This is a genomic window from Treponema primitia ZAS-1, from assembly GCF_000297095.1.
Lineage (GTDB): Bacteria > Spirochaetota > Spirochaetia > Treponematales > Breznakiellaceae > Termitinema > Termitinema primitia_A.
On sequence record NZ_AEEA01000015.1, the window covers coordinates 1 to 22,404 of the forward strand.

General features: G+C 48.9%; 18 protein-coding genes. 3 read left to right on the forward strand and 15 right to left on the reverse strand.

The window, feature by feature from the left end; all coding sequences use genetic code 11:
- Window positions 1-1,459: tetratricopeptide repeat protein (locus TPRIMZ1_RS20655; protein ID WP_010253597.1), on the forward strand; the 1,459-nt coding region annotated here is incomplete at its 5' end.
- 41 nt (window positions 1,460-1,500) lie between these two features.
- Here TPRIMZ1_RS20655 and TPRIMZ1_RS0101320 read toward each other — a convergent pair.
- From TPRIMZ1_RS0101320 to TPRIMZ1_RS18220, 4 genes are read right to left on the reverse strand one after another with little or no spacing between them, the layout of a single operon-like run.
- Window positions 1,501-2,901 carry an alpha/beta hydrolase-fold protein gene (locus tag TPRIMZ1_RS0101320; RefSeq protein ID WP_010253599.1) on the reverse strand — a complete coding sequence of 467 codons (1,401 nt, stop codon included), beginning with the start codon at window positions 2,899-2,901 and terminating at the stop codon, window positions 1,501-1,503.
- Between the two features lie 18 nt (window positions 2,902-2,919).
- A complete protein-coding gene (locus TPRIMZ1_RS0101325; protein ID WP_010253602.1) occupies window positions 2,920-4,506 on the reverse strand; it encodes a sugar ABC transporter ATP-binding protein in 1,587 nt (528 codons plus the stop codon).
- Window positions 4,507-4,518: 12 nt separating this feature from the next.
- Window positions 4,519-5,520 (reverse strand): sugar ABC transporter substrate-binding protein, encoded by a 1,002-nt coding sequence (locus tag TPRIMZ1_RS0101330; RefSeq protein WP_010253604.1) that lies wholly within the window; start codon window positions 5,518-5,520, stop codon window positions 4,519-4,521.
- A 48-nt stretch (window positions 5,521-5,568) separates the two neighbouring features.
- Window positions 5,569-6,510 carry an ABC transporter permease gene (locus TPRIMZ1_RS18220; protein ID WP_198429883.1) on the reverse strand — a complete coding sequence of 314 codons (942 nt, stop codon included), beginning with the start codon at window positions 6,508-6,510 and terminating at the stop codon, window positions 5,569-5,571.
- 206 nt (window positions 6,511-6,716) lie between these two features.
- On the opposite strand from TPRIMZ1_RS18220, the gene TPRIMZ1_RS0101340 reads away from it, so the two are divergent.
- Window positions 6,717-8,000, forward strand: a complete 1,284-nt coding sequence (locus TPRIMZ1_RS0101340; RefSeq protein ID WP_010253609.1) for a hypothetical protein — start codon at window positions 6,717-6,719, stop codon at window positions 7,998-8,000.
- A gap of 28 nt (window positions 8,001-8,028) precedes the next feature.
- Here the strand turns inward: TPRIMZ1_RS0101340 and TPRIMZ1_RS0101345 are convergent, their stop codons facing one another.
- The 11 genes from TPRIMZ1_RS0101345 to TPRIMZ1_RS0101400 form a co-directional block, all read right to left on the reverse strand.
- Entirely contained in the window at window positions 8,029-9,267 is a 1,239-nt protein-coding gene (locus TPRIMZ1_RS0101345) for a uroporphyrinogen decarboxylase family protein (protein ID WP_010253611.1), read from the reverse strand.
- Between the two features lie 45 nt (window positions 9,268-9,312).
- Complete coding sequence (locus TPRIMZ1_RS0101350; RefSeq protein ID WP_010253613.1) at window positions 9,313-10,488, reverse strand: uroporphyrinogen decarboxylase family protein; 1,176 nt, start codon at window positions 10,486-10,488, stop codon at window positions 9,313-9,315.
- 25 nt (window positions 10,489-10,513) lie between these two features.
- Window positions 10,514-11,041 (reverse strand): ureidoglycolate lyase, encoded by a 528-nt coding sequence (locus TPRIMZ1_RS0101355; RefSeq protein WP_010253615.1) that lies wholly within the window; start codon window positions 11,039-11,041, stop codon window positions 10,514-10,516.
- Window positions 11,042-11,081: 40 nt separating this feature from the next.
- Entirely contained in the window at window positions 11,082-11,960 is an 879-nt protein-coding gene (locus tag TPRIMZ1_RS18225; protein WP_157784163.1) for an ABC transporter permease, read from the reverse strand.
- Between the two features lie 89 nt (window positions 11,961-12,049).
- The gene (locus tag TPRIMZ1_RS0101365; RefSeq protein WP_010253619.1) at window positions 12,050-13,543 is read right to left on the reverse strand and encodes a sugar ABC transporter ATP-binding protein; all 1,494 of its coding nucleotides are present in this window, start codon (window positions 13,541-13,543) and stop codon (window positions 12,050-12,052) included.
- Between the two features lie 91 nt (window positions 13,544-13,634).
- The gene (locus TPRIMZ1_RS0101370) at window positions 13,635-14,690 is read right to left on the reverse strand and encodes a sugar ABC transporter substrate-binding protein (protein ID WP_010253622.1); all 1,056 of its coding nucleotides are present in this window, start codon (window positions 14,688-14,690) and stop codon (window positions 13,635-13,637) included.
- A gap of 78 nt (window positions 14,691-14,768) precedes the next feature.
- Window positions 14,769-15,092, reverse strand: a complete 324-nt coding sequence (locus TPRIMZ1_RS0101380; RefSeq protein ID WP_010253625.1) for an L-rhamnose mutarotase — start codon at window positions 15,090-15,092, stop codon at window positions 14,769-14,771.
- 81 nt (window positions 15,093-15,173) lie between these two features.
- Window positions 15,174-16,364: a sugar ABC transporter substrate-binding protein gene (locus tag TPRIMZ1_RS0101385; protein ID WP_010253628.1), complete on the reverse strand. Its 1,191-nt coding sequence runs from the start codon at window positions 16,362-16,364 to the stop codon at window positions 15,174-15,176.
- Window positions 16,365-16,491: 127 nt separating this feature from the next.
- Window positions 16,492-17,502, reverse strand: a complete 1,011-nt coding sequence (locus tag TPRIMZ1_RS0101390) for an ABC transporter permease (RefSeq protein WP_010253631.1) — start codon at window positions 17,500-17,502, stop codon at window positions 16,492-16,494.
- Complete coding sequence (locus TPRIMZ1_RS0101395; protein ID WP_010253633.1) at window positions 17,503-18,528, reverse strand: ABC transporter permease; 1,026 nt, start codon at window positions 18,526-18,528, stop codon at window positions 17,503-17,505.
- The gene (locus TPRIMZ1_RS0101400; RefSeq protein WP_198429884.1) at window positions 18,521-20,029 is read right to left on the reverse strand and encodes a sugar ABC transporter ATP-binding protein; all 1,509 of its coding nucleotides are present in this window, start codon (window positions 20,027-20,029) and stop codon (window positions 18,521-18,523) included. Before TPRIMZ1_RS0101400 ends, TPRIMZ1_RS0101395 begins: the two co-directional genes overlap by 8 nt.
- A 104-nt stretch (window positions 20,030-20,133) precedes the next feature.
- Between TPRIMZ1_RS0101400 and TPRIMZ1_RS0101405 the strand changes: the two genes are divergently transcribed.
- A complete protein-coding gene (locus TPRIMZ1_RS0101405; protein WP_010253639.1) occupies window positions 20,134-22,401 on the forward strand; it encodes an extracellular solute-binding protein in 2,268 nt (755 codons plus the stop codon).
- The last annotated feature ends 3 nt before the right edge of the window (window positions 22,402-22,404 follow it).

Consider the following 22,404-nt stretch of genomic DNA (forward strand, 5'->3'; position numbering starts at 1 on the left):
CGCAGCTGCTCCGGCCCGAACCCCAACACCCACTCCGGCCCCGGTAACGCCGGTCCCCGCGGCTGCCCCGGCCCAGGATTCCGACGAGGATGAATTTACCTACGACTGGGACGCCGTCATTGAGGAGCCGCCGGATTTCGTCGACCCCTATGCGCGGGAAACTCCGGTGCAAAATGCGCCCGCAGCGCCTGCCCCTGCGGCTGCCCCGGTTGCACCTGTGGCTGCCCCGGCCCAAACCCCAACGCCTGCTTCGGTAACGCCGGCTGCCCCAGCGGCAGTTCTGGCTGAACCCCTAAGCCCGCAGGATCCGCAAACGCCGGGGGCTATCCTTGTCCAGGGTAAAAACTACCGTATTTATTCCGATGGAGATAAGGCGGATGCAGAATTACTGTTAAAGGAAATGGAACTGCGGCTGGATCTTTATAACCGGCTCTTCCGTTTTGACCTCGCCACGGTCAGCGGGCCCCTGCAGGTCCGGTCCATCAGCGATGGTGAGGCGTACAAAAACTATGTCCAGCCGCGGCTTGGCGAAACGCCGGTCTTCCCCTCCGGAGCTGTGTATTTTCACTACAACCGGGAGGATATACGTGAACTGGTGATACACCGGGGAAGCGCTGAGGAAGCGGCCATGGTTTCCCATCAGGCTTTTATCCAATACCTTCGGGCTTTTATTGCCAATCCCCCCTCCTGGATGCAGGATGGGTTCGCCATTGTTTTCAGCACCCTGTATTTTGATACATCCTCCCAGGAATTGATGTACGACGAAAATCTTAGCTGGTTGAACATGGTAAAAAGCCTGGCGAACAATGCGGCGGAACCTGAGGCCATACTCCTTTCGGATACGGAAGAATATACCGGGGGACCCATAGAAAATTTTAAGCCCCTGGCCTGGTCTCTGGCTTCCTTCTTCCTGAATTACGATAACGAAGATTATTTCAGAACCCTTACGGAGATGTTTCTGTTCCTTTCCCCAAACGCCACGGCGGATAGAAATTCCCGGGCCGCCGTAAAACGGCTGACGCTCTGGACTGATTTTGAGAAACTCACCTCAGATTACCATACTTATCTGGCTTCCCGCAGGACCTTTGCGGAACTTATGGACGCCGGACAAAGGGCCTACACCGCCGGAGACCATGCAAGCGCCGAGGCATCCTTCACCAAAGCCCTTTCAGCGCATCCCAACCAAACCGCCCCCTACTACTACCTTGGTCTCCTGGCCTATAATGAAAAAAACTTCACCAAGGCGGAGGAGTTTTACAACACCGCCCTGAAACACAGTTCCGCTAACGGCGCTGCCAACGTCACAGATTCCGCACTGATCCAGTACGCCCTGGGACTCAATGCAGTTTCCGCAGGACATAACGCCGACGGGAGACGCTGGCTGGAACAGGCGGCCGCCGCCGCGCCGGACAGGTATGGGGAAAAGGCGGGGAAAGTGCTGGAGCGGCTGAAACCTTAGGGATCAGCAAGCCCTGCCAACCGGATTAGGACAGGTTTAGTCTATTTTAACTTTTGCGCAAAAAGCCAATGCCGGATACCGGCGTTTGCAAAACTTGCCCGGTGGGTAAGGTGCCCGTCGGGTACGACGGAACCTCTGATATATTCAACGTAAATCATAGATGCGCCCAAAGCCTTAGCCCTTGTTATGGTATCATCGGCCTGTTTTTTTGCCGCTCCACCCCGGAGCGCCGCATCCCATGCATTTTCACCGGTGCTCCGGTATACCATGACCCCTAACCGTTCTAATTGATCCATCATGGCGATCATATTCTCTTTGATGAAATCATACGATTCGTCCTCAGCTACGGTAAAGAACAAAGGTTTAGCCCGCATCTTTTCGATCGTTGCATCGGTAAATTTAGCCCCCGACGCAAAAGACAAACCAGCGGCAAATATATCCGGCCGTTCTACTAAAGCTGCGGCGGCGCCACCGCCTCCCATTGAATGACCTGTCACATATATCCTGTTGGTATCGATATTGTAGGAAGGTATAACAGTATTTATCATAGTATTGATAGCGGCCCGCAAACTTTTTGAAGGATGGGTATAACCTGTACCTTCCGTATCCTTCAGATACGTATACCACCCAAATTCTTCAAATATTCCAGTACCCCGTTCTTCCGTAACCGGACACTGGGGGATCATTAAAAAACAAGGCGTTTCTTTTTGCGCCTCCTCTTTTATATATTCCTGCGCCTGCCTGTAGGCGCTTACCGTTGCCCGGTTATCGTACCCCGATTCACCGGCGCCATGCAGAAAAAACACAAGGGGAAGATCCTTCAGACCTTCGGACTTAATTTCGTAACCCCCGGGTATATAGAGATTGTAATTAATGACAATGCCCGTACCGGGGTCATTATAGGTACCCTGATGTAAATCATCCACAATCTCGATATACTGATCATCATTTACCCTATTAAAGGGGGCAATTTTTCTACCGTCAAAATTAAATACCGTTTCAAGTTGACGGACCGACAGAACAATCGGCAATTCAACTGCCCAATTGCCAAAATCACCCCCCTCAGAACTGTGCCTATAGATTCCGGTTGGTTCCTTAAACTCGTTGGAATCAGGGGCCTCATTAACAAGCAATTCAATAAATAAATACGTACCCCGGAGAGAAATATCGTTCCTATTGCCGGAATTATTTACATAGCTATGGATAACCCTACGTCCCGGTACCTGAAAGTATGCCGGCAAGAAGAGGCCCGCTTGAATTTCCCCGGTAAATTCTATCCGTATCGCCGTTGTAACCAACCCATCCTCAAATATTTTACCAATAGCGGTGATATGCAGGGGTACTATAAATTCACGACCATTCTTAAAATCGGGGCAACCAAGGTAGTGAAAAGTAACATCATCTACGCTGTTCGCATTTAAGCCCTTATTAGTTATATCCACAGAAACACTCCTTCCTAATCAGACAATCATACTGCCTATGGTATAACTGATCTCTTCATAGGGTATGCTTCTGTCATTGAGGGGAATCTCCCCCTGTATTTTATAATCCTTCATTACGATAATGCGGCGGGCCAGGGAAATCATTTCCGGCATATCCGACGAAATAAGGATGATCGACTTTCCGTGTTTTTTTGCCAGATCCCAGATCACATTATGAATATTCCGCTTTGCACCGACATCAACCCCAACCGTCGGTTCATCAATGATGAGTATATCACACCCCGCGGCAAGCCATTTTCCGATAGAAACCTTTTGCTGATTCCCCCCGGAAAGCTGTTCCACCCTGGTTGTTAGTTTTGGGGTCTTGACCTGCATACTATCAACGTACTGCCTGGAGGTGTTTTCAATTTTTTTCAGATTTAATAATTTCAGTTTACTCCTATGGGATTGAAGAGAGGGAATAGTAATATTTTCTTTTACCGAAAAGGGTAATATCAACCCCTCTTCTTTGCGATTTTCTGAAACATAGCCAATACCGTATTTATTAAGCGCATCCTGCATACCCTTTATTTTTGCAAGCTGCCCGTTAACATATATCTTCCCATTATCAAGCCTGTCTGCGCCAATAATAAGCCGCGCCAATTCTGTTCTGCCCGCGCCTATAAGCCCATAAAACCCCAGAATTTCCCCTCTGTGGAGTTCAAAATTGATACCCTCAAAAAGATCCTGCCGGTAAAGATTTTCAACCTTTAACACCACCTCATCATTCAGATCAAGCTGGCCAAAATCATCAATTTCCTCTTCCCTGCCTATCATCATTTTGACAATGTCCTGGCGGGTCACATCCTTACAGTCCCGGGTTCCGATGTATTTTCCATCCCGGAGCACCGATATCTTATCGCAAATACTTACTACTTCCTCAATTTTATGGGATACAAAGATTATACTATGATTTTTTGCTTTAAGATCCCGTAAAAGGGTAAAAAGAGTTTCCGCCTCATATTTAGTCAGGGAACTGGTGGGTTCATCAAAAAAAATGTATTTCGAATTGGATGAAAGCGCCTTTGCAATCTGAATAAGCTGCTTTTGTGCCGCCGTAAGCTTATCCACCTTTGCGGTAGGTGAAAGCTTTAATCCCACCATATCCAGGTATTTTTGCGACTCCTGTTTAATTAAATTCCAGTTAACAAAAACACCATGGTCAGAATAATTTTTTAATCTATCAAGTATCATGTTTTCAGCAATAGTAGCGTCAGGTATAAGCTGTATTTCCTGGTTAACGATGTTGATATCGTAGGCAACGGCATCATCAAATCCGCGCAGACGCAGCAATTCATCGTCAATATATACTCCCCCATCATCGGGCTTGTATATTCCGGTGATAATCTTGAGGAGTGTGGATTTACCAGCCCCATTTTCTCCCATCAGGGCATGGATCTCACCCCTTTTGAACTGCAAGGAAACATCATTCAACGCGCGCACCCCGGGAAATATTTTTGTTATATTCCTGACTTCAAGCATCGAAGGTAACTCCAAATTCCGTTTTGTTAAAACTTCAACCAAAAAGCCTGAACCGGAGAAAACCGCCGGCTCAGGCTTAAACATTGGGTTAAACCCTTACTTTGTAAGGTATTCGGTATACAAATTATTCTTAATTTTCTGGGTCATGGCGTTGATATCATTAGCATAGGAATCAACATTGTCCTTGGTTACCATAACGGTGCCGGAGTCAATAAAATACTTGCCCGGGCGCGGCTTTGCTCCGTCGTGCATAGCCTTTAAAATTTCCAATGAAAGATAGGTCTGTCCATAGGGATTCTGAGCAACCGTACCATAGATGGTTCCTTTTTTAATTGCATTAAGGGTGCCTTCTTCGGTATCAATGGTAACTGCAAATATCTGCCGGTTCATGCCATCCAATACAGAGATAAGCCCCTGGGTTGCTATCATGCCGGTGGAAACAACCCCCATAGCATCGGGATTGGCGGTAAGAATATCAGTCGCCTTCTGGGTAGCTGCGTCGATCGCTTCGATGCCGGCGGTTTCCCTATAGGTTATGCCCCTTTCGGTACAGGCCTGTTTTACCCCTTCCTGGCGGAGAACCGTATTAGGATCGGTTAAAACTTCCAGGATATTAAGAAGCGTTCCCTTACCACCCATCTTATCGATGACCGTGATCGCCGCATCGTATGCAGCCTGCCTGACATCCGTTGCAAGACAGAAAGCGGCGGTTGTATCGGTCCCCTTGGGATTAGAAGTTGAGCTATCGGCGCCAATATTAATAATATTGATACCACGCTTTGTCAATTCTTCAAAAAGGCCGTTTACCCCAGGCAGGGGGTATATGGTAATGGCGTTAAAACCGTTAGCCGCCACCAGGGCGTTAACTTTTTCAGATTCGGTGTTTATCGAAAACTCCGGACCGTATTCAACGGTTACCTTATTACCGGTGTCCTTCACCCAGGCAGTAGAACCTGTTTGAAGATCATTAAAATACGAATGGGGCGCCGGAAAATAAAATAACACCTTAAATTCTCCACCGCCTGCCTGCTTATTGCCGCCGCCAAAGGCTGCAAAAGCAGTCATCATCATAAGAAAAATCAAACCTAACTTTTTCATACATTCCTCCATCACAATTTATTTCAGACGTCATTACATAACGCTTGATTACTTTACCGTTTCTTCCCTATTCCGCTTTTCCTTTTGATAGGCCCGGCGTTTGTTGTACTCCGATAAGAGCGCCCCTATACTGGTAAAGGATACGGAGACTAAAAGGATGATCCCCAAATAAACCTGCTCAAAATAAGAATTGGCATTGATCATTACCAGTCCATTCTTAATAAAAACAATAAGAAAGGCGCTTGCGATGAGGCCAAAGGGACTGATTATGCCGCCCTTCAAGGATGTGCCGCCGATAACCGCTACCGCGAAGGAATAGATCATCCAATCGGCGCCAACACCGGGATTCGCAGACCCGTCCTTTGAAACTACTGCAATCGCAGCGATGGCGGCTGAAATTCCCGAAAGGCAGTTTGCAACTAAAATAGTACGATCCGTATTGACCGCGGACATTCTGGCCGCAATTTCATTACCACCGGTAGCCAGAATTCTGCGGCCAAGGACCGTCTGTCTAAAAAAAATAAAAGTGATAACAAGAATAATAAGCGCCAGGATAAGCATATAGGGTATTACAGAAAATAAACTGCCGCGTCCAAGCCACTGATAGGTGGTAGGAATTTTATTATAGGGCATACCCTTTGAAATACCAACCGTAAGTCCTTGAAAAACAAAGCTGGTAGACAGGGTAACCACAAATGAATTAAGCCGCAGCCTTGTTATCAGGGTTCCGTTTATTAATCCCGCAGTAATACCAACCAGGATCGCCAAAATAACCGCAACAGTGGGCGGGAGATTGTTCTGCATGGCTAAGCCAAGGGTTACAACCGACATACTGCCGATATAGCCGATTGACAGATTCATCCCGCCCACGATGAGGGCCATGCTTTGGGCAAGGGCCAGAAAAATATAATGCGACGCTGTCCGGGACATATTGAAAATATTGAAGGCGCTTAAAAAGTTCGGAGAGGATATGGCAAAAATGATTGCCAAAAAAAGGGTTGCCCCAACAACTGGAACCTCACTCCGTCCGGTGATCCTTTTAGTCAACCCTTTAAAACCAAACTGTTCCTGCCCCATCTTTAACGCTCCAACCCACTTAAATGCTGCCAAAGTATACCATAATTATTAATTTATGTCAATATCACCAGTGTACAAACGGGAATTCCTGGTTTATAATCATTTAAAGGGAGTTTTAAATGAAAAGTCTCGAACAGGATCGGGAGATTTTGCGCTGTCTGGCACAAAAAGTTGCGGAGATCGCCGCACTGCCAATACAAGAGGAAAAGAAACGGCTGTGGCGCGCGCTCAACGGGCTTAAACCGGAGCGCCCCATGGTGAGCTTTGATCAGGTTTGCTGGAACGAACTGAATATCGAGGGCAAGCTTACCCTGGGCTGCGAGGATCCCGAATGCCGGATATATGAGGACCGGTTCCGCAAAATCCTTTTCCAGTGGGAATATTTTCCCGCGGATATGGTGGTGGAAGATTATATCCGGGTGGCAATGGCGATTGACGGCGCCCCCTCCACGGTGAACAACGTACCCGGCGCCCTGTTCGGCATGAAAATCCAGGAACAAACCCTGTCCACCGACAGGGCCAACGATGTGGTCAGTCATCATTACGAGAATCAGTTCAAGTCCATTGACGATGTAATGCAAAAAATACAAATGCCGGTAATCAGCCATAACGCCTCTGAAACCAAGCGCCGCATGGAAAAAGCCCAATGGCTCTTTGACGGCATCTTGCCCCTGCGGGAAGAAGGCTGGGGCTACGACGCGTACCTTTCGTGCTGGGACCCCATCGCCATGTGGATGAGCATAACCGATTTGCTCTACGGTCTCATTGATGAACCGGAGAAGATGCATGCCCTTATCAAACGGATGGTTGAAGCCTATATGTCCATGCTGGATCAACTGGAGGCCCAAAACCTGATTTACCGCTATCCCCAGGCACTGATCCATACCACCGGCGCATGGACCGACGATCTGCCGGCAAGCGGTTATGGCCAGCGTAATCCGGGAACAGGGGATCTCTGGATGTACGCCATGGCCCAGCCCCTCATTACCGTATCCCCGGCCATGTTTGAAGAGTACGAGTTCAACTACCTTTTGCCGCTTTTTGAGCGTTTCGGTCTGGTGTATTACGGTTGCTGCGAACCCCTGGAACTCAAGATGAAAATAGTAAAGCGTATTCCGCATTTACGAAAGGTCTCGGTCAGCCCCTGGGCTAACCGGGAATTATGCGCGGAACAGCTCGGCGTGGATTATGTGGTTTCAAACAAACCCAACCCCGCTTTTTTGGCCGAAGATTCTTTCGATGGGGAACGGGTGAAAAAGGATCTGGAAAGGACCAGATCGATCTGTACGCAGTACCGCTGCCCTGTGGAGTTCATTTTCAAGGATATCAGCACCATACGGAACGATCCACGGCGCCTCACGGAAGAAGCGGAAATCGCCATGCGGGTTGCAATGGATTCTTGAGCTCCTTATACGGCGCCTGCCCGATTACTTATTTGTATTCACCCACCGCTCTGTACAATGCCAGCATATTTTCCTCCGGTACATCGGGAAGAACATTGTGTACCGTATTGAAAACAAAACCGCCGTCCTGAAAAAAGATGTCTATCATTTTCCGGGTATGGTCATAGACTTCCTGGGGTGTCCCCTGGTTCAGAACACTCTGGGTATTACAGCCGCCGCCCCAAAAAACAATATCCTTGCCGAATTCCTTTTTCAGAGCCACCGGGTCCATCTGCTTTGCCGTTGTCTGCACGGGGTTGATGATATCGTAACCCGCTTCGATCAGATCCCCCATGATCGGGTAAATCGAACCGCAGGAATGTAAAAATGTTTTCATCGTGCTGTGCTTATGGACATATTCGCAGAGTTTGGTGTGCCGGGGCTTAAAGATGGTCTGGTACTTTTCCTGGGACATAAACATCCCGGTGGTCATCCCCAGATCGTCCCCAAAGCGCAGTATATCTACAATATCGCCAACGGCATTGCAGACCTTCTCCAGCGATTGAAGGTGAATCTCCATAAGCACATCCAGGAGCCGGATCACATCATCCTCTTCGGTATATATATCCACCAGAAAATTATCCATCTTCCGCAAAAAGGTTCCCCATTCAAAGAGGTTGCATCCGCATGTAATAACAATGGCCCGGTCTGAACTTTCCCGGAGCTTTAAGGCGCGGCGGCGCAGTTCACCCCAGAAATCGGGCATCCCCGCATTGTCCCAAGGGCTGTGAGCCAATTTTTGCCAGAGTACCTTGTTCATGGCCTTGGCAATATCCTTGTAATCGGCGGGGTAAGCGTCGATGTAGGGAAAGTAGGTTTGATCGAAGAAGGTACCGCCCTCGGGCATGCGGGCAAGGTAGTCCCCCTCTTCGTCGTAGTAATTATAACCGCCCTTTTCGGCTTTGGTCGGTTTGAACCAGACGGGGTATTGGCCCAGACTGCCGTCCGCCAAGGTTACATCGTACCAATCCTCCGGTTTATCGTTAAAAGCCCTGCCAAGGCAGAGGGTATCCCCATGGATAGCGTCCAGGACATTTAACTCCGGCTGGGCAACCTGCTGAACCACATCGTAGATCTTACAGCTCCGGTCATTGATGCCAAGCGCTTTTTTTAGTTTGTTATACCCTATTGCGGAAATACCCGAACTGGGGGTACCCCCCAAATCCAGGGGCAGCTTTTCCGGCTGTTTGTGGTTTAAACTCTGTAATACATATTCCCGTGATCCCATATCCATCCTCCTGTCAAACGGAACGCGCCGTTTTAAAAGTGTAGTTTATCCTCGCTGTTTATCCAACCCGGCAATTTCCTTTTTGATACGATCCATGTCCAGGGGATACCTGCCGTAGTCCCGTATCAGTTCAGTCATGTAGGCATATGAATCCGGGCTGACATCGCTTGACACCGAATGATCCGACTGGCATATCCAGCCGCCTCCCACCGCGCTTTGCAGCTTATACAGGATTTCCCGCTTTATACGGTTCCGGTCGCCGCTTTCAAGCTCCCGCACATCAATATTGCCTACAAAACAGAGCCTGCCGCCGTAGTCTTTCTGCAGATCCACAATGTCCAGGTGGGCTTTACATTCCACCGGGTTGTATCCGTCCAGGCCGATTTCTATATAATCATTATAGATCCTGCTGGCGTTGCCGCAGCCATGGTAGATAACCATAAGCCCCGCCTTGTGGCAGACATCAATGAGCCGTTTCACAATAGGTTTGAAATGTTCCCGCCATATTTCAGGACTGAAAAGCATTCCGTTTACATATGCCACATCACCCCAGATATACATTCCCGACAATCTGCCCCTGCTTTCCTCTATTTGATATTCCGTAAGGCCCACCATAAAATCGCCGACACGCTTAACAAAAGCGCCGAACAGTTCGGGCTCTTCCATCATCCAATAAAGGGAATTCTCGCTGCCGATGCAGCGCCAGAGTTCTTCGTAGCCCTCATTGATAGAACCGAAAACAGGAAAATCTTCGCAATAGGCGTCTACCCTATCATTCCAGGAAGGGGTGTTACGGTTGATGGCATCCCCTACCCCGTTTAACTGATCATCCCCGGTTCGGTAAAGCCGCCGCCTGTCCTTTGGATCTTCAAAGACATATTTTTCCATGTCCTTGGGGGTCTTGACAGAAAAACTTTCAAAAGCTGGCATGGGTGCAGAACTTTTTCGCAGGATCGTGGCGCCGAATCCGGTGCGCAGCCTGACAAGATCCGCCGTTTCTTCCAGAACCTCAAAATCCTGTATAATAGGATCCATGTTCGGATTTATCACGATATAGTCCAGGTCAAACTTACGGTATATATCAAGGCCGGCGCCCCACTGTTCCCGGGCTTTCTGCAAAAAACCGGTCCAGAAAAAATCAGAGAGCGGCACCCGGTCCCCTTCCCTGTTGGACAACGCTGCCCTAAGCCGCGCTTCTTTAGCCTGTTTGTTAGTTGACATGTTTTCCTCCGTATTACAAAACCGCTTACTTCCCGGGCTTAATACCTATTTCATAGGGCTCACAGTCTATGACAAACACATTTTTCGGGTTAGTGGCCAAGGGCTTTTTATCTTCAATAAAGCAGTTACTCCGCACTAATAGTACAAATGTACAGAGCTGCGACAGGGGAAAAGGCGCCCAATGCCAAATATCCTTTTTTACAATAACCCCCATGCCCTTCTCTATGGTGAACACCTTGAATTTCTTATAATCCGGCAGGTTTGTTTCCGGATCATTGGGCGCAACGGGAATAAAACTGATATTAGAATCCGTAGCCAAGTATGCCTCGTCGGATTTCGGCAGCCGTTGTAAATTCGTAATGGTAAAGCCCTTATGCTTTAGATCCAGCCAGCCGCAGGTAGTTTTAACGGTAAAGTTACTCAAATCTATCTCATTATGCCAATAATCAAAGGTATCGGTTCGCATATCAGGCTTGTTATTGTGCGTGCCGATTACTTCACCATAGAGCTCAAAACTTTTAATACTCAATTTTACAGGCAATATCTTTTTCATAGTAAATCATCCTCCAATTTTTCTGCTTTTTCAGTTTATATTAACTTGCTTTCACATTAGCAAGTCGGTTCCGGACTGAACTATCAAGAATTACCGCAAGTACCAGGATAAAGCCCTTAAGCAAACCCTGATAAAAACTTGGCACTCCCAATAAATTTAACCCATTCCCCAAAAAACCGATTATCAGGGCGCCAATGAAGGTGCCAATAACAGAACCCTCCCCGCCTGACATGCTGGTGCCGCCAAGAACTACCGCAACAACAACGTCAAACTCAAACCCCTGTCCGACATTCGGGGAACCTACGCCCAAACGCGATCCCAATATACACCCTGCGAACCCTGCCAGGAGTCCGGTTAACACATAATAAATAACCACCAGCCCATGCACACCGATACCGGAATAAATTGCCGCTATTTTATTGCCGCCTATGGCAAAGGAATATTTCCCCAGCAGGGTCTTTTTCTCAAGAAAAATAAACAGCAAAAGCAGCGCTATGGTCAACAGAACCGGAACGGAAAGGACTCCAAACATACCCCGGCCCAGGGCCGTATAGTTTTTTGGCAGCCCCGCATTAATGGCTTTTCCATTGCTGAATATTAACGCCAAAGCCCGGGCGATATACATAGAACCCATGGTAACAATAACCGGAGGAATATGTAAACGGTCAACAAACCCCCCATTCATAAGGCCGATTAAAAGACCGACAAATATGCCGCAAAAAATCGCCGCCACCATGGGTATTCCGGTCTGGGTCGCCTTGGCCATAACAACCCCGCTCAGAGCGACCACGCTGCCCACTGAAAGATCTATGCCGCCGGAAATCATGAGTAAGGTTGCGGCCACGCCGGTTATAATAACCGGCGTTGTCTGCTGCAGTACATTGTTAATGTTTGTATAAGTGAGAAATTCTCTGCTCAAAAAGGAAAGAACCACTATAATAATTAGTAAAATACCAAGGGTTATTAGGCTTTGCAATGCATTTTTATTTAGCCTAAGTTTGTTTACTATCATGCCGAAACGCCTCCTAAAGCCAGGTGCATAATTTTTTCTGCGTTGGTTTTTTCCCCTTCGTTTCTTATGACTGCTTTTAATGCGCCATCAAAAAGCACGGCAATCCTATCACACAAATTGAGGACCTCAAGCAATTCGGATGAAAAGACTATAACCGCGTTACCGGTCTTTACCAAATCACGAACAATATTATGAATCTCCTCTTTAGCGCCCATATCCACTCCCCTCGTGGGTTCATCCAGGAGCATGATCTTTATATCTGCGTTAAGGCATTTGGCAAAAACAACCTTTTGCTGATTCCCTCCGCTTAAAAATGCAGCGCCCTGTTCCTCATTCCGGCAGGCAATATTCAGCTTTTTAATATACCCATTCGCAATCTGTTTTTCCCGCGCTACTGACCGGATGCCAAAGGAGCTTATCTTTTTCGCGTTTGTAAGGGTGATATTCTCCCGGATGGAAAGGCTGGACACAAGGCCCTGGGTACGCCGTTCTTCGGGAACAATGCATATGCCGTTCTTATAGGCTTCCCGTGGGCTGGAAAATCTTCCATTTTTGCCAAACATTTCGATTTCACCACTGTAGGTATCAATCCCTGCAATTGCCCGTGCCATTTCTGTTTTTCCGGCCCCTAACAAACCGTAAAATCCGAATATCTCCCCCTGATGCAGATCAAAGGACACGTCCTTCAGCAGATGATTGGTAATTCCCCTGGCGCTCATAATTACATGGTTCATGTCAATATCACTATTGATATATTTCTCGGAGACCACTTTGCCCAGCATAAGCTTAACCAGTTCTTCCTGGTTTAGATCCGAGATAGCTGCGGTTTTTATCACATGACCGTCCAGTAAAACTGTTACAAAATCTCCTACCTTAAAAATTTCTTCAAGTTTGTGGGAAATATAAATAAGGGTGATTCCCTGCTTTTTCAGGGTCTCCACCACATCAAAAAGCCTACGCGTTTCATCTTCAGAAAGCGCAGCGGTAGGTTCATCCAGAATAAGTATCTCGGCATTCAGTGCGATAGCCTTGGCTATCTGCAGAATCTGCTTTTCACCGACACTCAAAGCGGAAACATAACTATTCATCGCTATATCAGGATCAATTCTATGTAATATCTCTTTGAGATTTTTAGTTTCATCACTTTTACGTAGAATACCAAGGGTATTTTTTTCGTTACCCAGGGTCATATTTTCTTCAACCGTAAGCTGCTCTATGACATTTAGCTCCTGAAACAAAACGGAAACTCCGCATTCCATGGCTTCCCGAATTGTTGCAGGACAATATTCTTTTCCTTTTAACAGGAGACGGCCACCGGTATATCTTTCTGCACCGGCTAAAATTTTAATCAGAGTAGATTTTCCGGCGCCGTTTTCCCCGACAATACAATGGACCGTATTCGTCTTTATGGAAAAAGACACCCCCTTTAGGGCCATAATCCCGGGAAATGACTTTGTTACATCAAGAATTTCCAGAACTGTTTCTCCCATTACATATCCCTTCAAGAAAGCATTCACCACGCCGCATGTATTCACTCGTTTACCAAAGTATATCCATACGGCGCAGTTTATAAAAACATGTTTATCTTACGCCGATCTCTTTTCTCAGATTGATGGTGGATTTAAATTCATCGGTAAGGAATTTTTGTCCGTCATCAATGCTCATGTTGTAAAAATCAATTATCTTATTCTGGGTGGTGATAATCGTTTCACCTTCCCGGGGAATCTGCCCGTTGATAATCTTCATAACAGTATCAACCAAAGCTTCGCCGTTAGCCCGGGCAGACAACGCCATGGTCATCTTTAAGGCCGACGCGGGATCGAAAACCTTAAGCATTTCGGACTCGGTTCCACCGCAGCCCGCAATCAATTCTGTTTGAGGAATACCGTTAACCGCTTTGCCCCTGCCGCCTGCCTCATAAGCCGCCAGACAACCCAGAGAAGAATCGTCGTTAATACCGAAAATAACATTGGCTTCAGGATGGGACTGCAAGAGGTCATCGCCGGCGGCCATAGAAGTATCCCGGCGTCCCTTGCCGTCAATCCGGGCCACAACTTCTGCGTTCGGAACAACGGATTTTACACCGGCGATAAATGCATCAGAGCGGTTCTCAATAACAAAAGCAACATCGGGCTGATCGATGATAGCGATTTTGATCGGTTTGTTAGGATACCATTCCTGCCATTTCTTCGCTGCCAGGGCGCCTAAGGCCTTGGATGAACTGGCTTCATCTATCATAACGGTGGGCACATTTTTCTTCACCGGCTGCTGGTAAAACGTAACAATTGGTATCTTGGCCTGTATGGCTTCGTCAATTGAAGGCTGTATTGCTGCGCCATCCAGAGGCTGTACGATAATACCGCTCACTCGCCTGGAAATCAAGTCGGTTACGCCGTTAGCCTGGGCTTCCGCGTCGGACTTACCGTCAATGTAAATGTAGTTTACATTGAGTGATTTGGCCAGTGCTTCCGAACAAGCATTGTCCGCCTGCTGATAGGGGTGAGACATATCAAACACAACACGACCAATAGTGGTTGTTTTTGATGAATTGGACTGTCCACCAGCCCAAAGCGATTGACCCATAACGAGTATAGTCAGCGCTAAACCAAGGATCAGTACAGTTTTGTTTTTTGCCATTTTCTTTCTCCTTATCCTTATCTTTATCTTTTCATTAAAATATACAAGGGGGAAACCCCAAATATATGCCGGAATCTTTTAATCCAGATGGAAAAATTCTTCGGCGTCCGCCCACCACTCACCTTCCGCACGGGTGTCCAGGGGTTTTTGGCAGGGCTTACACACATCCCACCACTTTTGGGTCATGGGATCCGCGGCCATTTTCGCCATATCCGCTTCGTAGTCAGTTCCATAATATTCAAAGTAACTGAACAAAAGTCCGTCACGATAATAAATAGAGTAATTTTTGATGTTACATTCTGAGATAGTTTTTAGTACCCCAGGCCACACCGCCGCGTGGAGTTTTTTATACTCCGCCAGTTTTTCCGGCCGGACGCCAATTACCGAACCATAGCGTTTCATCTTGTACCTACCTTCCGCTACAATTGCGGCAACCAGCCAAAGGCTAATTGCCGCAATTGTAGAATTAGTTTTGCCCGCTGCTTACCACTGGGGCGGCTGGAAATTCTGCACGTTAGTTTTGGTGATAACGTCGTTGGCAATATACAGAATCTCGGGCATTTCCTTGCCGTTGAACCAGTCGGCCATGGCTTTGACCGGGGCGGCGCCGTCACCTTCCGCGCTCTGTGCGGAGATGGCCAGTACGTTACCCGCTATGATCGCGTCCATACCGATTTTGGAGTTTCCAGCGCCGGCAATCAGAATGTCCGTACGGCCGGCTTCCTTAATCGCATCAATGGCGCCCTGCGCCTGAGCGGAATCGTCGGCAACGAAAATCGCGTTCAAATCCTTCCCGAAGCGGGTAATCCAGTCAGCTACAACCTGCTTACAGGCGGCGGCATCAAAACCGGGGCTCTGGAAGTCCAGGGTTTTGATGTCAGGGGCGTACTGCAACAGCTCGGTGCGGGGACCCCACATACGGGCAAAATAGGGTGAACCACCGGGGGTGTGGGTCAGATAAGCAATGCCGCCCTTTTTGCCCATCGCATCGGCTAAGGCCCGGGAAACTTTGCGCATCTGAGCCCAATCATCCGGGCCGGTCCAGGTGACCGCATAACGAATGGATTCGGCGGTACCAAGCATGTTGGTGCCAAACACCGGAATACCGGACTGGTTAATTTTGCGGTACTGCTGCACAGCCGCTTCAGCGTTGAGTGAAACCAATCCAATGGCGTCAGGCCGGGCATTAATCGCCTGGTCAACCAACTGGTTCTGAATGTTTACGTCATAGTTGGGCGACCAAACATCAACTTTCATACCGAATGTCTCGGCAGCTTTTTTCGCACCGTTACTATACGCCACGGTGTAGGGATGGTCACCATTCATGATAATGATCACGTACTTCCCGATACTGCCGTTCTTTGGCGACTTGGCCGGGTTTATTTTTGCACCGGCGTTCCAGCCCGCGTACTCCTGATCATACCAATGTCCGGGATCACTTTCCGGGAGTTTGCTCGGATCCGCCGGGCGCGGTGGAACCTGTTTGGGCGTCAGGGTTGGCATGAGTAATTGCCCATCGCTACCGCGCACAACCGATGCGTCAATCGCCTGGGACTTCTGCAGATTATCCGCAGCCGTTGCCCCGCCGCCGCTCTGCTGTCCACCGGCTGCAAAAACCAGGGACCCGCTGACCACCAACGCAATAAGCGCTGCCAAAAATACACGTTTTTTCATACTTTTCCTCCATAGAAATAATTTTATATGCTAAAGGGCGCTGCACAAACGGCAATACCCCATGGCATAGCTAAGCAAGCGCCTTTCCGCGCTATTTCAACGCAGTTACCCGCTACTTGCAACGCAGTTACCCGCGCAGTTCTTCCACAAGGTGGGAGCGCTGTCCAATCCGCTTTGAGCGGATATACATGTTGATCGTTTCAAATACAACGCAGGCCGCCAGCACCAGCCCGTTGGCCAATATCTGCACTTCGTATTTACCCGAAAGAGAAGTGAGCACATTGGACATCACCATGAGGGCGTACACTGAAGCATAGGTGTTCCAGACACTGCCCTTCCCGCCGACAGTAGCGGTGCCGCCGATGATTGTCGCGGCCAGCGCCACGAGAAGCGGTGAAACCCCTCTTTCGCCCATGTTTGGCACAGCGGAGCTTTGGCAGATGGCGAAAAGCGCACCCGCTACCGCACAGGCGAATCCTGAAATCACGAAAATTGAGATGGTTACGGCATTACTTTTGACACCCGCCAGCCAGGCGGCCTCTGCGTTACCGCCGATAAGGTAAATATTACGGCCCCAGCGGGTGTTTTTCATCAAAAGCGCCACAATAACAACGAATAGCACCACAATCACCACCTTGGGCGAAAGCGGCAAGAACCCGATACGCGCATTGAGCTTGTCCGCAAAGGCAAAATCACCAGCATCCCCGATTTCGGCTCCCCGGCAATAAATATACATACTGCCGCGCAGTACAAACTGCATTCCCAGGGTCGTAATAAAACTGTGGATTTTACCCTTTGTGACGAGGATGCCGTTGATGAATCCCACAACAATGCCGGCGATTAAGGCCACGGTTATCGAGAAAAACCAGCCATGCCCGCTCAGGGTGTGCATTCCCATGGTAAGCACCGCCGACATATTCGCCATGGCGCCAATCGAGAGGTCCATGTGCCCGGCAATCATACACATGGTAAAGCCCAGGCCCAAAAGCGAGTAAAGCACGGTACTGTCAAAAATGGCCTTCATGTTAAAACCGGAGAAAAAGTTCCGCGCGAAAATACCGAGTATGAACATCAAAAGGATCAGCAGGTAGAAACGGTTGTCGTTTATGGTTTTGCCCAGGGCGGATTTTTGGTTCATTTAGTCCCTCCCCAATTTGCGGGAAGAATTGGTGTTAAGCCAAACGATGAACAGAAAAACGATTCCCTGCACCAACCATTGGTTAAACGTGGAAATCCCGATAAGGTTCATGATGTTACTGAGCATACCGATGGTAACCACACCGCCAAAGACGCCGTACATGGTACCCCGTCCTCCGGCAAGGGTCATGCCGCCCAGGAGCACACTGGTAACCGCGCGGAAGTCGTATCCGTCACCGTTGTAATACGCGCCGGTTTTGGCGATTGACGCGAGGAATATCCCCGCGATACCGCAGCAGACGGCGTTAATCACGTATACCAGGATAATTGAGCGCACCACGTTGATGCCCGAAAGCCGCGCCACCTCATAATTTGAGCCAACCACTTTGAGCTGGTTGCCGAATTTCGTATGGGTGAGAATGATGTGCCCCAGGATAAACATAAGCACCATCACGATGACCATGATGGGAACACCCGCAAATGAGGAGCGGGAGATCGAATTGAAGGTATCCACCGCGGCGAGGTTGTTTTTGGCAATCATGTCCGGGTAAATCTGTTGGCCGCTCCAAATCCAGCGCACAATGCCGCTCATCACAAAATTAAACGCCATGGTCCAGATAATAGGATTTGCGCGGAATTTCCCCACCATAAAGCCGTTGAATACCCCCAGCGCCGAGCCCGAAAGGATGCCGATAAAAACCGCCGGCCAGAAGCCTGCCCCAAGGCTCGCAACAGTAATCATACCGGCAAACGCGATGGTCATGGGCGCGGACATATCAGCGTAGTTGGCCGAGTAGGTGACGAAGCTCATCCCCACCGAAACCATTCCCAAAAGCGAAATTGCCTGTACGGTGGCGCGGATATTCCCTACGGTAAAGTATTTCCCCGGTGCGACGATGCCCCCGATTATCAGCAGCACCGCAATCACCGCGAAAATTCCGATACGGTTCACAAATACCATTACAGGATTGTAGTTGATGTTTCGGCTGTCTTCCGGGACTTTTTGTAAAAATTTTGCTTCAGGCATGAACGAATTCCCCCTCGCCGTTTGCTGCAAGCAGTAACGAAACTTCACTCAAATGAGCCTTATCGATTTCGCCGACCATGTGCCCCTGCCGCATGACCAGTACGCGGTCACAGAGCCCGACCATCTCGGGCAAGTCCGAGGTGAACAGCACCACTGCGTTGCCCTTGGCGGCAAGGCCGGAAATCGCGTCGTGAATAATCTCTTTGGCGCCGATGTCCACGCCCCGGGTCGGCTCGTCGAGGAAGATCACCCGGGGGGCGGCGGCGAGCCACTTTGCCAGGAGCACCTTCTGCTGGTTACCCCCCGAAAGGTTCCGCACCGGCAAAGTCGACTTTGCCGGATATATCGACAGCTTGTCGATAAGATCGGTCACCACCGCCTTGTGCCCCCCGCTGCTATAGAACAGGCCTTTTGATAAGCGCTGAATAATGCCGGCCAGACTGTTTTCCCCCACGGTCAAAGAGAGCGCCAGTCCGTCTGTTTTACGGCTTTCCGTGAGGTACCCTATACCCTTCTCTATGGCGTCTCCCATGCTCCGTATACGGGTGGGCTCTCCGTTCAGATAAATGTCCCCCGCATCCAGAGGATCGATGCCGATAATTGACCGGGCAAGCTCAGTGCGCCCTGCCCCTGCCAAACCGCAGACTCCGAGAATCTCCCCCTCGTGCACCTTTAGGTTTATATCATGGAAGAAACCGTAGCGGCTTACCCTATCCAGCCGGAAAAGCTCTTTGCCTATTTTCACATCCCGCTTGGAATAAAATTTTTCAATGGACCGGCCTACCATCAATTCTATGATTCCCTCACTGGTGGCTTCACCCACTTCGCAGGTTTTGATATGTTTTCCGTCCCGCATCACGGTAATTCGATCCGCGATCTCAAATATTTCCTGCAAATGGTGGGATATGTAGGCGATGGCGATTCCCTGGGACTTGAGCTGGCGGATTATGTCAAACAACCGCTTTACCTCGGTGCTTGAAAGCGCGGAGGTTGGTTCATCCATCACCAGCACCGAGGGGTTTCCCCCCAGTACCTTAGCTATTTCCACCAGTTGAGCCTCGCACTGGCTGATGTCGGCTATGGCCATGTGGATATCAAGGTGCTCAAGCCCAACCCGGGCCAAAAGCTCAATCGATTCCCGCTCAACCGCCTTCCAGTCCACCAAGGGGGTTCCCTTGATCCTGGGAAGCCGCCCGGCAAGCAGGTTTTCCGCAATGGAAATGGGCCGCGCCAGACTGAGCTCCTGGTAGATCATGCTTATGCCATTTCCCTTAGCTGCCGCAGGGGAATGCAGCGCTACCGACCGGCCTCCGATACATATTTCCCCCGTATAATCTGCAAAGGAGCCCGCCATGATCTTCATCAGGGTGGACTTTCCGGCCCCATTTTCCCCCACCAGCGCATGTACTTCGCCTGGTTTGACGCTGAAACTAACATCATCCACCGCCAAAGTGCCGGGAAAGGACTTTGACACATGCTTCATCTCCAGAGCATACTCCACACGAGTTTCCATAAAAATTAGTGTATTATTGGTTTTACAGATCCGTCAATAAAATACTTGATTAAATGAAAAAAATAATCTAAACGTTTAGATTGAGGATCAACATGGTAACCATAAAGGATGTGGCGAAACAGGCAGGGGTCAGTATTGCCACCGTATCCTGTGCCCTGAGCGGCAAAAAAAACGTTTCCCACAAAGCCCGGATACGGATCATGGAGGCCATAGAAAAGCTGAACTATGTGCCCAACGAAAGCGCCCGGAAACTCAGGATGCATACCAGCCGGGACATCGGGGTACTCCTGACCAGTATTGACGACACCTACCACAGTGAGATTTTCAAGGGCATAACATCGGTAATCCAGGGGAATAATTTTTCGGTAAATATCGGCTTTTCCAATAACCAGCCCAAGGTGGAGATCGAAATTCTCAACGACTTTGTCTCCCGGAATTTCGCCGGGATCATCCTTATCAGCTGTATGTCCAACGATACCCAGTATTTTGAAAAGCTCCTTTCCCACCGCATCCCGGTGGTTTTTATCGAGCGGCGGCCCCTGAATCCGGACATCAACTTTGTGGGGATTACCAATAAAAAGACCATGAGCTACCTTACGGAACAGCTCTATTCCCAGGGCTACCGGGACATATCCCTCTATTGCGGGTCCCCGGGGATGAGCAGCGAAAGCGATTGTGTCGGGGCCTTCCGGGAATTCTGCCAGAAAAAGAAAGTCCGGGCGGAGGATCACATAAACTACACCAATATGTCAAAGGAGGACGCTTTCCGGGTTGCCCTTGTTAAATTGTACGATAACCCGAAACCGGAGGCGATCATCGCCACGTCGGGGAATATTGCCCAGGGGATACAGGAAAGCGCCAAGGTTTTGGGATTATCACTGGAGGGGAGTATTATCATCGCCTTTTCCGAAGAAACCTGGATGGATACCCAATACCGGTCCGCCCTGGGAACTTCCCGGCCCGCCTTCAAACTTGGAGCAGCCGGGGCGTCCCTGCTCCTGCGGCACATAAACGAAGAGCTCCCCCATGAATCCATTCTGCTGGATGATAATTGTATTAAAACCGGCCTCAGCATTCCTCCCTTTCAGCCCCAGGAAGAACCGGTAGAAAAGGGAGATATACAGGAACTTTCCCTGCTCATGGAGGACAGCCCCTTTACCCAGGCGGTAAAGATACTGTCGAGAAAATTCCGCAACGATTACGGCATAGCTCTGAACATAGAAACCGAAAGCCAGAGCAGACTACCCGAACGGATTATAGAAGATGCCCTATCAAAGGATCCCCGGTTTGATGTATACATGTTCGATATGCCCTGGCTCAATTTTCTGGTGCAGAATAATTTTCTTGAGGACCTGACCGATTTTATTACCGAGGACCGGAATTTTTTCAATTCCATACTCCGGGAAAACCTTAAGGATTCCCTGTACCAGAACCGGTATTACAGCGTTCCCTTTATCGGTGGCGCACAGATACTGTTCTACCGGAACGACCTCTTTGAGGACCCCCTGATAGGAAAGGATTTCTACACCAAGCATGGGTACAAGCTGCAGCCCCCACGGACCTGGGCAGAATTCAACGCCGTGGCTTCCTTCTTTACCCGGGAACACAATCCAAACTCGCCGGTGGAATACGGGACCAGCTGTCCGGGAATTATAGCCGAAGAATTCTGCCCGGAAATTTACAACCGTATCTGGGGTTTTAACGGAACCATGTTCAGCAATAAGACCCTCCCCTGTTTTAATACAGAAAATAACCGAAGGGCCTTTAAAAATCTTATTGAATTACAGCCCTGTACCTCCCGTCCAATTTTGGAGACCAGCATCAACAATACCCTGGAGGATTTTTCAACCGGTAAGACCGCCATGCTGGTAACCTATACTTCATATGCGTCGCAGATAATGAACGCCATCAATCAGCAGATCTACGGGAAGCTGGGGTTTACCTTCGTTCCCCGCAGAACCTCTATTGCGGTGGGCTGGAATTTGGGACTCAACATCTTTTCAAAAAAGAAGGACATTGCCCTGCAATTTTTTAAGTGGCTCTACCGCAAGGATCTGAACTACTACCTTACCATCCTGGACGGCCAGTCAACTTCGGTGTACCCCTACGAGAACAACGAACTTTTAAAGCTGTACCCCTGGATGCAGATAACCCTGGATAATTTTAAGTATGCCCGGAAACGGGTGGCGGGATCTAAGAAGAATTTTCTTACCATACCCTGGAATAAAATTGAAGATATTATCTATTTTAACACCAAACGGATGTTCGACCGCGTCCCGGTGGAACAATGCCTTTCGGATATTGATTACAGCCTGACCCAGCTCATGGCCGTCTACGGACATTTCCGAAGGGGAAACTAATAT